8 protein-coding genes and 1 pseudogene are annotated in these 14,317 nt (G+C 68.4%); 7 read left to right on the forward strand and 2 right to left on the reverse strand.

Translation table 11 applies throughout. The features are described from left to right. Nucleotides 1-109 precede the first annotated feature (109 nt). Nucleotides 110-466 (reverse strand): tetratricopeptide repeat protein, encoded by a 357-nt coding sequence (locus tag ACFU6I_RS37070; protein ID WP_384375293.1) that lies wholly within the window; start codon nt 464-466, stop codon nt 110-112. A gap of 165 nt (nt 467-631) precedes the next feature. Between ACFU6I_RS37070 and ACFU6I_RS37075 the strand changes: the two genes are divergently transcribed. From ACFU6I_RS37075 to ACFU6I_RS37105, 7 genes and pseudogenes are all read left to right on the forward strand, one after another. After that, nucleotides 632-1,597 carry a pirin family protein gene (locus tag ACFU6I_RS37075; RefSeq protein ID WP_384375296.1) on the forward strand — a complete coding sequence of 322 codons (966 nt, stop codon included), beginning with the start codon at nt 632-634 and terminating at the stop codon, nt 1,595-1,597. An 82-nt stretch (nt 1,598-1,679) separates the two neighbouring features. Then, nucleotides 1,680-1,838 (forward strand): hypothetical protein, encoded by a 159-nt coding sequence (locus ACFU6I_RS37080; protein WP_384375299.1) that lies wholly within the window; start codon nt 1,680-1,682, stop codon nt 1,836-1,838. 787 nt (nt 1,839-2,625) lie between these two features. After that, on the forward strand, nt 2,626-5,445 hold the full coding sequence (locus ACFU6I_RS37085) for a hypothetical protein (RefSeq protein WP_384375302.1): 2,820 nt from the start codon (nt 2,626-2,628) through the stop codon (nt 5,443-5,445). A 633-nt stretch (nt 5,446-6,078) separates the two neighbouring features. Next, nucleotides 6,079-7,365 (forward strand): annotated as a pseudogene (locus ACFU6I_RS37090) (S8 family serine peptidase); the annotation flags it as partial. Next, nucleotides 7,352-9,694 (forward strand): S8 family serine peptidase, encoded by a 2,343-nt coding sequence (locus ACFU6I_RS37095; protein WP_384375304.1) that lies wholly within the window; start codon nt 7,352-7,354, stop codon nt 9,692-9,694. The pseudogene ACFU6I_RS37090 and the gene ACFU6I_RS37095, both read left to right, overlap by 14 nt. Before the next feature lie 29 nt (nt 9,695-9,723). Beyond that, nucleotides 9,724-10,335, forward strand: a complete 612-nt coding sequence (locus tag ACFU6I_RS37100) for a hypothetical protein (protein WP_384375307.1) — start codon at nt 9,724-9,726, stop codon at nt 10,333-10,335. A 121-nt stretch (nt 10,336-10,456) separates the two neighbouring features. After that, the gene (locus ACFU6I_RS37105) at nt 10,457-11,455 is read left to right on the forward strand and encodes a helix-turn-helix domain-containing protein (RefSeq protein ID WP_384375310.1); all 999 of its coding nucleotides are present in this window, start codon (nt 10,457-10,459) and stop codon (nt 11,453-11,455) included. Between the two features lie 82 nt (nt 11,456-11,537). Here ACFU6I_RS37105 and ACFU6I_RS37110 read toward each other — a convergent pair whose 3' ends face one another. Then, nucleotides 11,538-13,991 carry a GH92 family glycosyl hydrolase gene (locus tag ACFU6I_RS37110; protein ID WP_384375314.1) on the reverse strand — a complete coding sequence of 818 codons (2,454 nt, stop codon included), beginning with the start codon at nt 13,989-13,991 and terminating at the stop codon, nt 11,538-11,540. Nucleotides 13,992-14,317: the final 326 nt, after the last annotated feature.

Here is a 14,317-nt window from a genome sequence, read left to right on the forward strand (position 1 = left end):
GCCCGGTCGGCATGCGTTCGCCGACCGGGCCCACCGTCCTGCACCCACAGCGGCCGGGAAGGGGGCGGGCTGCCCCGTCGGACAGCGTCCGTCCCGGAGCCCCGCCGTCTCAGCTGCCCATGTCCTCCCCGAAGTCCCCGGACATCGCAGCCGCCATCCTCAGGTGAGGCGTCGCCTCCTCCTGCCGGCCCTGCCGCTCCAGGGTGCGGCCGAGCATCAGCCGCGCATAGTGCTCCACCGGGTCGCGCTCCAGCACCGCCCGCAGCTCCGTCTCGGCCTTGCCGAGCCGCGCCGAGTGGTAGTAGGCGCGGGCCAGCAGCAGCCGCGGCGCGACCTGCTCCGGCGCTTCCTCGACCAGTCCGCCCAGGATCCGGGCCGCGGTCAGGTACTCCTTGGCCTCGAAGAACATCCGGGCGCGGTCCCAGCGGTCCGCTGCCGTGCCGAACTCGTAATAGGTTTCGTTCACTTGTCCTCCTCGGTCGCGGCCTTCGGCGATCCTTCGGGCCATGCGTCCAATCGTTCGCGCGGCCCACTTTCAGCCTGCACAACACCTCATTATGGTTGAACATTCCACCAAACTTTTGGCGTGGGTACCGACCGCCCGCGCCTGCACGGGAATAGGTTGAGCGCCATGAGCAATCTCGATCGCCAGGCCGCACTCTCCGTCTGCGGCGGCCGGGGCTTCGTCGTCGCCGACCCGGTGCGTGAACTCCTCAACCCGCGTCACGTCCAGCTCGGCGAGTCCACCGAGGTTCGCAGGCTGCTGCCCAATCTCGGCCGCCGGATGGTCGGAGCCTGGGCCTTCGTCGATCACTACGGCCCCGACGACATCGCCGACGAACCCGGGATGCAGGTGCCGCCCCACCCCCACATGGGCCTGCAGACGGTCAGCTGGCTCCACGACGGCGAGGTGCTTCACCGCGACAGTCTGGGGAGCCTGCAGACGATCCGCCCGCGAGAACTGGGACTGATGACCTCCGGCCGGGCGATCAGCCACTCCGAGGAGAGCCCGAAGCCGCACGCTCGCTTCCTGCACGGCGCCCAGCTCTGGGTTGCGCTGCCCGACGCTCACCGCCAGGTCGAGCCGCACTTCCAGCATCACGCCGACCTGCCGACCGTCACCGCCCGCGGCCTCACCGCCACGGTGATCCTCGGCGAGCTGGACGGCGCCACCTCCCCCGGCACCGTCTACACCCCGATCGTCGGCGCCGACATCGCTCTGACCCGTGGCGCCCGGGCGCGCATGCCGCTCGATCCGGACTTCGAGTACGCCGTGCTGTCCATGACCGGCGAGGCGGAGGTCGACGGCGTGCCCCTGCTGCCCGGATCGATGCTCTACCTCGGCTGTGGCCGCACTGAACTCCCGCTGCGCGCCGACTCCGACGCCGGGCTGATGCTCCTCGGGGGCGAGCCCTTCGAGGAGGAGCTCGTCATGTGGTGGAACTTCATCGGGCGGACGCACGAGGACATTGCGAAGGCCCGGGAGGACTGGATGAACAGTTCCCACTTCGGCGAGGTGAAGGGCTACGACGGTGACCGACTGCCCGCCCCCGAACTCCCGCCTGTGGCGCTGAAACCGCGGGGGAGGGTGCGCTGACCTGGGAAAATGTCGAATCCCGGTCCGCCGTTGCCGACCTGCCCATCGAGCGTGGGGCTCGGCGTACAGCTCGGCCAACGGCATGCTGCTGGTCTCCACCGGCGTCACCGCCAACAGCACTGAGGACGGCACCTTCGCCCTGTGGCCGGACACCCGCAACAACGCGCTCACCGTGATCGTGTCAAAGGGCGGCTATCAGCCGGTGACCACCACTGTGAAGCTCAAGAGGGGGAGACCATGACCGGCAACTTCACGCTGAAGAAGCGGCCCTGACCCGGTCCTCCTGATCCCTGACCTTCCGACACGGCGCGCGGGCCGGTCCTCCGGGACCGGCCCGCACTCACGCCCGCGCGGATGCGCTCTTCAGCTCACTGATGGGCCGACGAACGGATCGCGTCGGCCGTGGAGGTGAGCAACTGGCTCCGGTCCGACGCCCCCACCAGCGAAGACCGACGTTTCTGCCATGCCTCCGGACGCGAGGACCACAGCACAGAACGGCTCTTCCCCGACTGTCCCACTTCTCGGCGCTGCTTCGGAGTCCCATCCGACAGCGAGCTCGCAGATCAACCGAACGATGGACAGAACCCGGCGCGTGTATTGCCTAGTCTCTGGACCGAGCGAACCGGGAGCGAAGATCGAAGCGTCGCGCTGGTTCGACGTGATGACGGTGGCGTGGATGGCGTTTGCGATGTTCGTGCTGTATGCCCAGCTCTGGCCGCTGCGGCCGGCGCTCCCAGCGGCCGCCGTGGGAACTGCTGTTGTGGTCGCCCTCAGGGGTGCAGACGGGCGCACCGGCCGTACCACAGGTGGTCGGCCCGGTGATGGGTGCGCTCGCCTCCCTCTTCTGCCAAAGGGGCGCGCCTCCAAGTCGGCCTGAGTGTCTTCGAGTCGGGGCAGCGCGACGCGAGAGCTCGGCGGCTGCCGGGCCGTCGTCTCGGTCGCCGATGCGCGCCACTCCCACCTTGATCAGTGCTGAAGCTGCCCTGCCGCTCCGCCGATCGCAGCGAACACAGAAAGGAATTCACGCAATGAGCAGACGCCGCCAGTTGATCGCCGTAATCGTGGCCGGGATACTCGCTCTCTCGACCGGTGTAGTGGCAACCTATTGGTCAGGAACCACGCCACGGGTCGAGAGAGCCGAAACCGGCAAGGATCTGGACAAGCTGTACGAGGCATCCCCTGGTGAGCCGTGGGAGGAAGGCGGCGAGGAGGGCGAGGAAGGCGAGGGGGAAAACCCCGGAACCGCCGGACAGGTCGCATTCCGCCATCGCGCCTACCCCGGTGACACCATCACCTTGGAGCAGATGAACGGCGCTCGTGCCGCCTATGGCTCGGCCAAGGGCCGGCCGTTCCCGACCGGCAAGGGGCAGAAGGGCACCTGGGTCACGGTGGGGCCAAAGGAAGCGGTCTATCCGTCCTCCCCGCACCGCGACGCGGACGGCTATCTGCCCAACGAGTACGTCGCGGGTGGCCGTACCACCGCAGAGGCGATCAGTCCCACCTGCGTGCCGGGTCACTGCAGGCTGTGGATCGGGGCCGCCGGTGGTGGCGTCTGGCGGACCGAGAACGCGCTCGCCGACGAGCCGAGCTGGAAGTACCTCGGCGGACCGCTGGGCATCAACTCCGTAGGCACGCTGAGCCTCGACCGCAACGACGCCACCGGCAACACGATCTACGTCGGCACCGGCGAGGCCAACACCTGCTCCTCCGGTTGCGTGGCCGGCGTCGGCATCTACAGGTCCACCAACGGTGGCGACACCTGGACCGGACCACTGGGCAAGGCGGAACTCGGCGGCAAGGGCATCAGTCAGATCACGGTCAAGCCGGGCGACCCCCGGACGATGTACGCCGGCACCACCACCGCGATGCGCAGCATTTCGAGCACCTGCTGCTCCGGGATCACCCGTCCGGTGCCCGACGCGGCCAAGTGGGGTCTGTACAAGTCCACCGATGGCGGAGCCACCTGGGCCCTGGTCCACAACGGGTCGGCCGATGTCGCGGACTGCACCGGCAGCCAGGCCGATTACGGCAACCAGGGGGTCTGCTCGCCGCGGGGTGTCCAGGGTGTCGAACTGGACCCCGGCAACCCGGAGATCGTGTACGCGTCCGCATGGTCGCGGGGCATCTGGCGGTCGCCGGACGGCGGCACCACCTGGACGCAGATCAAGCCGTCGCTCAACGCGACGCTCCCCTATACCCGTGCCGCCTTCGACGTGACCCGGCTGCCGAACGGCAAGACCCGGATGTACGTCTACGAGGGCAACATGAGTCAGCCGGCCTCGCGGCTGTTCCGCAGCGATGACGTGGCCACCGGCACCCCTGCCTTCTCCGATCTGGCCACCTCCGACACCACCAAGCCCGGGTACGCCTTCTTCAGCCTCTGCACCCAGACGTGCTGGTACGACATCGTCGTCCACACCCCCGAGGGGCATCCGGACATGGTCTACGTCGGCGGTTCCTACTCCTACGGTGACCAGATCGCCAACAAGAAGGCGGTGATCCTGTCCACCGACGCCGGGGAGACCGGCACCGACATGACGATGGACGGCACCGACCGGCTGCATCCGAACGGCCTGCACCCGGATCAGCAGGCCCTGGTGACCAACCCCAAGAACCCGTTCCAGTTCTTTTCGGCCAGTGACGGCGGCGTGGTGCGCTCCAGCGGCACGTTCGTCGACCGCTCGGCGTGGTGCGACGACCCTCGCCGGAAGCTGAGCGAGAGAAGCAAGCCCCGCTGCTTGCAGATGCTCTCCCGCATCCCGGCTGAGCTGCAAAGCCTCAACAAGGGACTGAGCACACTGCAGTTCAACAGCCTGTCGGTCAGCCCGCACAACAGCAACGTGCTGCAGGGCGGGACGCAGGACAACGGCACCTGGCAGACCGACGGCAGCCCGACCCTGTGGCAGAACACCGCGATCGGCGACGGCGGCCAGTCGGGCTTCGACGTCGGCCGACCGGAGTTCCGCTTCCACACCTTCTCCGGCACGACCGTGGAGGTGAACTTCAACAACGGGAACAACGACGACTGGATCTGGGCCACCTACGGGATCGACGGAAAGGCCTTCACCGAGTTCTACGCGCCGATGCTCAGCGACCCGAAGGTCAGCGGCACGATATTCGCCGGCGCCGGCCGGTCGGTCTACCGGACCAAGACGTTCGGGCTCGGTGACCGGACGGTCGAGGAGGCCAGTAAGGTCTGCAACTCCAGGACCCGCGACCGTCAGACGAAGTGCGGCGACTGGGTCGAACTCGGGTCCAAGCCGCTCAACGACGCTGTCTGGGGCGACCGGAAGGGGGGCGGGGTGGCAGCCATCGAGCGCACCACCGCCGACACCGGCACCGCCTGGGCGGCGACGACCACCGGCCGGGTTTTCGTCTCCCGCAACATCGACGCGGAACCGGCGGCCGCGGTCTCCTGGACCCGGATCGACGACAACCCGGTGGCCCCGAACCGGTTCATCAGCAGCATCGACGTCGACCCCGCCGACGGAAACCACGCCTGGATCTCCTACAGCGGCTTCAACTCGGCCACGCCGGACACCGCAGGGCACGTGTTCGAGGTCCGGTTCGACCCGGAGACCGGCAAGGCCAGCTGGACCGACCGCTCGTACGACTTCGGTGACCAGCCGATCAACGACCTGGTGCGTGACGACACCTCCGGTGACCTCTACGCGGCGACCGACTTCGGCGTGCTGCGGCTCGTGGCCGGGACCAAGACGTGGACTCAGGGTGCTCCAGGAATGCCCAACGTCGAGGTGGCGGGCCTGACCATCGCGCCGGGCAAGCCGATCCTGTACGCCGCGACGCACGGGCTCGGAGCCTGGCGGCTCAACCTCGGCTCCGAATGACAGCGGAGAAACGCCGGGCGAGGCGCCGCACCCGCGGCCCCTCGCCCGGCCCCTCGGCGCTCGATCGGCTGGCTGCCGCGGGGATCAAGTCAGTCGTCGGCGCCCGTCACCACGTGAGACATCCCCTTGCCCATTACCGGAGATCTTCCGGGAAATAGGCTGCGCAGCAATCAGCTTGCTCGATTCCGATGCTCGTTGGTTCGATTCTTTGCGGAAATTCGACCGACGCCGTCCTGGATGCGGCACTTGATATTTCCCTCGATTCCATACCGGTCAACCCTATTGCGTTCCTGTCCCGGAATTCTCGCGGTCGCTCGGGTGGCGCTCCATCACGACTGACCAGCATTGCCAGGGTGAGGTGGCGTCTCCCCGCCGTTCGTTCCGCCCGCTGCCGTGGCGGGTTTGCGGCATGGAGGAAATCCGCCACGGTCAATCGGTTGCTTGATCCGTGACTAACCCTCAGCATCTGTTCGATGCGGCAAGGAAATGCTTTGCCGCGACGAGTAGGAGGAATTCGTGCATCCCCCGCCATTTTCACGGCGAATACGAAAGAACGGCATCTCAGGAGGCCTGGCGATGAGACGCTCGGGACAACGGCTCGCCATCGCGGTTGTCGGCATCACCGTCCTCGGGATGGCCGTGCCGACAGCCTCGGCGAGTGCCGCCGCCACGGCCCCGGCTCCGTCTTCCGCTACCGCCAACCTGCCCGCGTCGGCCCGCGACAACCTTCTGAAGGCTGCCGCCCGAACCCAGGCAAGCCTGCAGCTGACGCTGGTGACCGGTGACAAGGTGACGATCGGTGTCGGCAAGGACCGGAAGCCCTTCGCCCGCTCGATCGAGCCCGCGACGCGGGCCGGGCATGAGTCGGTTGTCTTCCAGACCGTCACCAGGGACGGCCAGGACTACGTCGTACCGGACGACGCGTTGCCGCTGCTGCGTGCCGACCTGCTGGACTGGGAGCTGTTCAACCTCGCCAAGCTGGCCGATTGGGCGACTGAGGGCAAGACCGGTGAGGTCCCGGTGATCGAGACGTTCACCGCCAGGACCAACGCCCGGACGGCGGCGACTCCCGCCGGCACCTCCGCCAAGAGAGTCCTGTCGAGCATCAACGGCCGCTCTTTGAGCGTCAAGGACAATGGCCAGTGGTGGCGGGAGGTGCGCAAGAAGAACCCCGGCAAGTCCGTCTCCGCCGCCAAGGCAGCTGGCCCGCTGGACGGGGTGAAGAAGGTGTGGCTGAACGAGCTGACGAAACTTCAGCTCGACCAGTCCGTGCCGCAGATCGGCGCGCCCACCGCCTGGAGCCACGGCTACGACGGTTCGAACGTCAAGGTTGCGGTGCTGGACAGCGGCATCGACGCCACCCACCCCGACTTCGCCGGGCAGATCACCGAGGCGGTCGACTTCACCGGCAGCCCCAAGGGTCCGGTGGACGAACACGGACACGGCACCCATGTGGCGTCCACGATCGCGGGTACCGGTGCGGCCTCCGGCGGGCGGCTGCGCGGTGTGGCACCCGGTGCGAAGCTCGAGATCGGCAGGATCTGCGACGCCGAAGGAAAGTGCCCCGGCGATGCGATCGTCGCCGGTATGGAGTGGGCTGCCAAGTCCGGTGCCCGCGTGGTGAACATGAGCATCGGTGGCCAGCCCACCGACGGAACGGACCCGCTGAGCAAGTCGGTCAACCAGCTCAGCCGCACCTACGGCACCCTGTTCGTCATCGCCGCGGGCAACAACGGCCCGGGCTCCTCGACGGTCGGGTCGCCGGGTTCCGCCGACGAGGCACTGACCGTCGCGGCCGTGGACAAGAGCGACAAGATGGCCCCCTTCTCCAGCCGCGGACCTCGCATTGGGGACGGCGGGGCCAAGCCGGACATCGCGGCTCCGGGCGTCGCCATCGTCGCGGCCCGTGCCAAGGGCACCGGGATGGGCAAGCCCGTGGACGACTCCTACACGTCCGCCAGCGGCACCTCCATGGCCACCCCCCCACACGACCGGCGCCGCGGCGATCATCGCCCAGCAGCACCCGGAGTTCACCGGGCGGCAGATCAAGGCGCTGCTGATGGCCACCGCCAAGGACCTCGGACACGACCTGTACGAGCAGGGCGCCGGCCGGGTGGACCTGGTCAAGGCGATCGACCCGAAGATCATCCCGGACGGGAACCTGAACTTCGGCCGGGCCGCATACCCGCACGCGCCGGTGTCGAGGACGGTCACCTACAGCAACTTCACCGCCGAGCCGATCACCCTCACGCTGTCCGCCGGGACCACCTCCTCGGGCAAGCCCGCACCGGCGGGGCTGTTCACGCTCAGCGCCGACCATGTGACCGTGCCCGCCAAGGGCTCGGCCGACGTGACGGTGACCATGGACGGCAGGGTGCTGGACAGCGCCGGGCAGTACGGCAGATACACCGGCACGCTGATCGCCGACGACAGCGCGGGGAAGCAGCTGGGATCGTCACGGATCTCGGCGTTCCTGGAGCCGGTCCGCCACGACCTGACCATCAAGGTCATTCCCCCGACCGGCGCCACCGACCTCTCCTTTGGCAACGCGCTGATCGTCCCGGTGAACGAGGACAAGCTGAACCTGTACGAACACCCGGTGACGGTACCGGGCGGCGAGACGACCAAGGCACGGGTCTTCGCCGGCACTGTCGCGGCAGCCATGGCGGTGACGTGGCGGGACGCGGCCGGTGAACTGCAGAAGGCCGCTCCGATGGCAACGCAGGTGGAGGTCACCGGGGCGACCACCGTGGAGCTGGACCTGCGCAAGGTCAAGCCGGTCAGGGTGAATACCCCGGAGCCGACCGAGACCTACCGCGCGGCCTTCCAGATCCAGCGGACCTCTGTGGACGGCAATTGGGGGATCAACGCGCGGCTGGCCACCGACTACGGTCCCGATGAGCCGCACTGGTGGGTACTGCCGACCGGTGAGGTGAGCCTCGGCACGCTCGCCTTCAACAGCCAGCATGTCCTGGTACCGCCGTCCGTGACGATGAAGGTCACGGGCAACGGTGACTCCTTCGACCTGGGCGCCCGCTACCCGACGCCCGACGCCACCATCTTCGGCGGTGGCCAGCAATGGACGGAGAACGGGCAGACCGTGACCCGCCTCGTGCGGCCGACGATCCCCCGACTGCCCACCAACGGGCACAAGCCCGTCGTCTACGCAGGCACCGGTACGGCCGAGGAACTGGCCAAGGTCGACGTGACGGGCGCGCTGGTGCTGCTGAGGCCGACCGACATCTGCACGACGACCTGCGACGTCACCACACTGCGCAAGCGAGTGGCGGCGGCCGGCGCCGCGGGCGCGGCCGGGGTGCTGGTGGCCGGCGAAACCGACCGGATCACCCTGCCGACGTACGAGCCCGGGACCTACAAGTGCGCCAACGGTCCGGACAGCTGCCCGCCCGTCGAGCCGTACGCGGCACTGCCGATCATGACCGTGTCGCCGGCCGCGGCCGCCACGCTGATCCAGCGGATCGGGGGCGGGGCCGAGGACGGCGTCCAGGTCGTCCTCGGCGGCAACAGCGAGGTGTCGAAGGCCTACGCGCTGGCGTTCACCACCACCGGACGGGTTCCCGGCAACCTGCCGCGCCAGGTGCTGCCCTCGGATCTCGACCGTGTCCAGCACCGCATTCACGCTGACCGGCCTGGCGCGGTTCCCTACTTCAGCTGGAGCCGGACGACCACATCCGGCCCGGTGGCAGAGGACATGAACCTGCCCAAGCCGGCCAGCCAACGGCAGCTCACCACGCTGGTCGGGCCGCGGGACGACAACGCGATCGACCAGTTCGAGCTGTCCATCAGGGATTACGTCGCGCCGTCCCTGGCGGGCTCTCAGGGCCCGGGCGAAGCCCAGGACCTGGCGCTCGACGGAGACAACACGATCGACTGGAACGCGGGTCCGTCCCTTCCCGGAGCGGTGCCACAGGCCCGCACCAAGTCGGGCGTCACGATAAGCACCGGCCTGCCGTGCGCGGGCTGCCGGGACGCCGACCAGTTCTGGCCGAACCTGTACACCACCAACAGCGCCGGTGGCCGCAAGGCCTTGGTCGGCATCGTCAACGACCAGTTCGGCGTCACCCAGTTGCTCTGGGGACTGCAGACCTGCGCGCCCCCCGCCTGCGATGTGAGCCTCTTCAACGAGGCCGGCGACGAAGTTGCGAAGAAGTTTGTTCCGGCGACTGTCTACATCGGGCTCGGTGAGCCCGGCAGCGCGTCGGACATGGTCTCGGGGGGACAGCGGTGATGACCGACGTGAGTAAGGAGAATATTCCGATGAGCGGTGCGCCATCACGGTGGCGCCGGACGGCGAACCTGGCGGCAGTGGCGGCCGCCGCGCTGATCGCGCTGACAGGATGCTCCGTCAGCGCTGACGTCGTCGCCTACGACCTGCCGGCGGAATCGGCCCGCTATTCGTTCCAGGCGCAGACCAACGGGACCAAGACCGTGTGGGAGTACACCTCCGACCGGCCGACCAAGTCCGACGCACCGCAGTCGCAGCCCTGCGTCGGCGACATCATCCAGAAGAAGCCCGGTCTTCCGTGCCGGCCCGAGCCGCTGATCTTCCTGAAGTACGACCTGGGCCTGGACCTGGACAACACCGCCAAGGTCGACGGTGTTCACCACATCACGGTCATCGGCTATTACCAGGAGCGGCTCAGCACCCCGCCGACCGTGACCGAGTTGCGGGCGGAGGCCAGCTTCGACGGCGGCAAGACCTGGCAGCCGGCGAGCGTCAAGGCCAGTGGGAAGAACACCTTCAGCGTGGACATCAACCACCCGAAGCGCGACGAGGCCTCCTCAGGGGTCGGGCTGCGGATCAGCGCGACCGACAGTGCGAAGAACACCGTCAAGCAGACCATCCCCAAGGCGTACCGACTGCGCTGAGGTGAACCGATGAAACGGTGAAGCGGCCCCCAGGGCCACGGCCGGGGCGGGACATGGGTCCCGGTCCCGGCCGTCTCGCCCGGCTCTATGCCGGGGCCGATACACAGGCCAAGGAGCACACATGCTGTCAGACGTGCTGGGACTGACCCCCGCGGAGTCGGAGACCTACTGCACGCTCATCGCGGTAGCCTCTGCCACTCCCGCCGAACTTGCCGAGTCCGTCAACTGCGACACCCGCCAGGTCGTGCGCATCCTCGGCATGCTCGAAGGCCGGGGTCTCGCCACGCGCAGCCTCGGGGACACCGCGCGGTTCGTGGCCTCCCCACCGGCGGCGGCGCTGCGGGCGCTCCTGGTGAAGCGACAGAACGAGCTCAAGCTTGCGGAACTCGAACTCGACTCCCTCGACGAAATCTACCGCGCGGCCGCCCTCGGGCGCGGCGCCGCGGACGTCGTCGATGTCATCCGCGGCACCGAGGCCATCCGCGAGCGCATCGGGCAAATACAGCTCGGCGCACAGAAAGAGGTCATGAACTTCGTCAAGGCGCCCGTCTTTTCGGCCGGCAACATGACTGACGGCGCGGTCATCGCGCGCGGCGTCCGTTACCGCGTGATACTCGAACGCGCGCTGCTCTACGAGAAAGCCCTGTCGTTCGACGAGATCGTCCAGGCACGCGCCAAAGGAGAGGAGTTCCGCACCGCCGAGACCGTGCCACTGAAACTCTTCATCGTGGACCGCGAGTTCGCCCTCGTTCCCCTCCTCGGTTCGGCCAGTGCAGTAAAGCCGGCAGCCCTGCTCGTGCATGCGAGCACCCTGCTTGATGCGCTGATAGCACTCTTCGAGTCCGAATGGGAGAAAGCGACTGAGTTTGCCACCTCCGCAGGCGCCCTGCACAACGCGCCGGCCATCGACGACCTGGACGCACAAATCCTCAGCCTGTCACTGACCGGCCTCGCCGACAAAGCGATCGCCGCCCAACTGAACAGCTCCCTGCGCACAGTGCAGCGCCGGGTCCGGAATCTGATGGACATCGCGAAGGTGCAGAATCGCGTGCAACTTGGCTACCGGGCGGCACGGCTGGGCTGGCTCGAAACCGAGCCGGCCGACAACGGGACCACATGAACCCTGGTGGACAGGAGTTGCCCTGCACAGGCGCCGCGGCCGGTGGTTCCGCCACCGACCGCGGCTGCTCACCGGGTCAGAATCAGTGAGGCAGGGCACCCGGGTCGGTCGCCCAGCCGGTGTCGGCCCGGTCGCTCACCTCGAACGACAGGGAGCCGCCACGGCGCACGAGCGAACCGTCCACCCAGGAGGACCCGTGCTTCGCACCGTCGAGGCTCACCGAGTCCACGTACAGGTTGGCACGGGACGCCTGGGGTGCGTCGATCGTGATCTCCTCCCGGTCCCCGGCGCCCGCGATGACGGCGTGCGGGAAGACCGGAGTGCCCAGCAGCAGGTCGGCCGAGCCCGGCGCCTTCGGGTAGATGCCGAGCGCCGCGAAGACGTACCACGCCGACATGGTGCCGAGGTCGTCGTTGCCGGGGAGGCCGGCCGGACCCGTCCCGTACACGCTGTCGAGGATCTGGCGGACGGTCTCCTGGGTCTTCCACGGCTTGCCGAGCGCGTTGTAGAGCCAGGGAGCATGGATGCCCGGCTCGTTGGTGGGGTCGTAGCGCAGCGCGTCGCCGCCGCGGACGGACCAGGAGCCGTCGGGCTTGTGGAAGAAGTCGTCCAGGCGGGCCGCTGTCCTGTCGTGTCCGCCCATGGCGGTGGCGAGCCCCTGGACGTCCTGCGGCACCATCCACAGATAGGTGGCGGCGCTGCCCTGGGCGAAGCCGAGATCGGAGGCGGGGTTGAACGGGGTCACCCAGGAACCGTCGGCGTTGCGGGCCTGGATGTAGCCGGCAGTCGGGGTGGCAGCGGGGTTGAACACGTTCCGCCAGTAGGCGCCGCGCTCGCTCAGCGTCTTGTACTCCTCGTCGCGGCCCAGCTGCTTGGCCCACTGTGCGAGAGCCGCGTCGGCGACGGAGTCCTCGAGCGTCTCGGCGGCGCCGCCCCAGCAGTGGCACTGATCCTGCGCGGCGTAGCCGGACTTCATGTACTGGGCGAGGTTGGGACGGTTGCCCTCGCACTGGCCCGGGCAGCCCGCATTCGACAGCCCGGAGGGGTGCGGCACGGTGGCTTGGCGGTACAGGGAGTCGAAAGCGCCCTGGACGTCGAAGTTGTGCACGCCCATGGCGTAGAACGTCGCCAGGGTTGCCGCCGTGGGGTCCCCGGTCATCACGTGGGTGGCGCCGCTGATGTGCACCCAGCGGTCCCAGACCCCGTCGTTCTGCTGCGCGAAGTTGTACAGCGACTGGGCGAAGTCGCCCGCGACGCGCGGTTCGAGCAGGGCGAGCAGCTGCACCTGGGCCCGGTACTGGTCCCAGCCGGAGAAGTTGCTGTACTGCGCCTTCTGGCCGCGGGCGAGTGAATGGACCTTGCGGTCCATGCCCGCATAGGTGCCGTCGCGGTCGCTGATCAGGTTGGGCTGCTGCAGGGAGTGGTAGAGGGCGGTGTAGAAAGCGGTACGGCGGCTCTCGTCGCCTCCGTTGATCTTGATCGCCTTCAGCTGCCGGTCCCAGGCACCCTTCCCGGCCTTCGCCACGTCCGCGACGTCCGCGGTCGGGGCGATCTCACCGCGCAGGTTCGCCTCCGCACCGGCCAGGGAGACGTACGAGATCCCGACGCGCATCTTGACATCGTTGTCGGTGGACGGGTCGAAGGATACGTATCCGCCGGAGCCCCGGCCTGCCCGGTCGGCGCCGGTCAGGTAGCCCTCGCCACCGTCGGCGCTGGTGGACCCGGGGGCGAGCCGGCCGTCGTGCCAGGTGCCCACGCTGGAGAAGCTGCGATCGAAGGCGGCGGTGAAGTACAGGCGGTAGTAGCTCTTGCGGTTGTTGTTGGGCGTGCCGCCGTTGCCGCGCCTGCCGCAGAACGCGCCGGTCTCCACCCAGCCGGTGACCTTGTTGTGCGCGGTGTCGATGTCGACGTGGGCGTCCTCGCTGCCGTTCAGGGAGTTGGAGACCCGGAACAGCAGGTTGGCGGGCTTGTCCTTGGGGAAGGCGAAGTCGGCCACGCCGGCTCGCTCGCTGACCGCCAGGTCGCTCGTGACACCGGAGTCGAGGCCTACCCGGTATCGGCCCGGCTCGGCCTTCTCGTCGGCGTGCGAGAAGTTCGCCGCGTACTTCACGTCCTTGGTGTCGGCGGTGGGTGAGGTGTCCACATTGCCGGCGAACGGCATGATCGGCACGTCACCGGCCGCTCCCGGGTGGCACCCCGCGCCGTTGACGTGAGTGAGGGAGAAGCCCCGCAGACGGGTGGTGTTGTAGGAGTACCCGTTGGCGGCTGCGGTGTTGGTCTGGTCGCCCGCGGTGCTGGTGGGCGACCAGGCGATCATCCCGAACGGCACATTGGCGCCGGGGTAGGTGTTGCCGCCGTTGCTGGTGCCGATGAGCGGGTCCACATACTCAACGGGGTGAGGGGCCGGGGCCGCCGCGGCGGAGTCGGCGATCGCTGCGGGACTTCCGAGGATCGGGAAGAGCAGCCCGGCCGAGATCACGGCGACGCCGACGGCCGTGGCCGGACGGCGGTCCCGTGTTCTCCGGAACGTTTGCATGATGAAGCACTTTCCTTTCGTGGGTACTTCGCATTTCCGGGCTTCCCCTGTGGAGTGCAACGCCCGGAACAGGCGAGAAGGTAGGAACACCGCGCAGGCGTGACGAGGACACTCTCGTGACCTCGGATGAATTCCTCGTGAACCGTGGCATGTCGAGGTGCGAGAGCCTCTGCTGCGCCGCCCGGCGGGGTCTCAGGCGGGAGTGCCGCCGTCGAACAGCCCCTCCCCGGCCGGGCCGCCTCGGCCCGGCCGGGGAACTGGGGGTTGATGAGTCCGTGATCGCCCTTTCACAGGGCTTCTCTGCTGGCAGCCCGTGTCCTCACTGC

This window comes from Streptomyces sp. NPDC057486 (genome assembly GCF_042802415.1).
Taxonomy (GTDB): domain Bacteria; phylum Actinomycetota; class Actinomycetes; order Streptomycetales; family Streptomycetaceae; genus Streptomyces; species Streptomyces yanii.

What these genes read in the sequence shown, in the direction of transcription:
- ACFU6I_RS37100 (WP_384375307.1), top strand. Translation starts at nt 9,724, where the DNA reads ATGAGCGGTGCGCCATCACGGTGGCGCCGGACGGCGAACCTGGCGGCA.
- ACFU6I_RS37110 (WP_384375314.1), bottom strand. Translation starts at nt 13,991, where the DNA reads ATGCAAACGTTCCGGAGAACACGGGACCGCCGTCCGGCCACGGCCGTC.
- ACFU6I_RS37085 (WP_384375302.1), top strand. Translation starts at nt 2,626, where the DNA reads ATGAGCAGACGCCGCCAGTTGATCGCCGTAATCGTGGCCGGGATACTC.
- ACFU6I_RS37080 (WP_384375299.1), top strand. Translation starts at nt 1,680, where the DNA reads ATGCTGCTGGTCTCCACCGGCGTCACCGCCAACAGCACTGAGGACGGC.
- ACFU6I_RS37075 (WP_384375296.1), top strand. Translation starts at nt 632, where the DNA reads ATGAGCAATCTCGATCGCCAGGCCGCACTCTCCGTCTGCGGCGGCCGG.
- ACFU6I_RS37105 (WP_384375310.1), top strand. Translation starts at nt 10,457, where the DNA reads ATGCTGTCAGACGTGCTGGGACTGACCCCCGCGGAGTCGGAGACCTAC.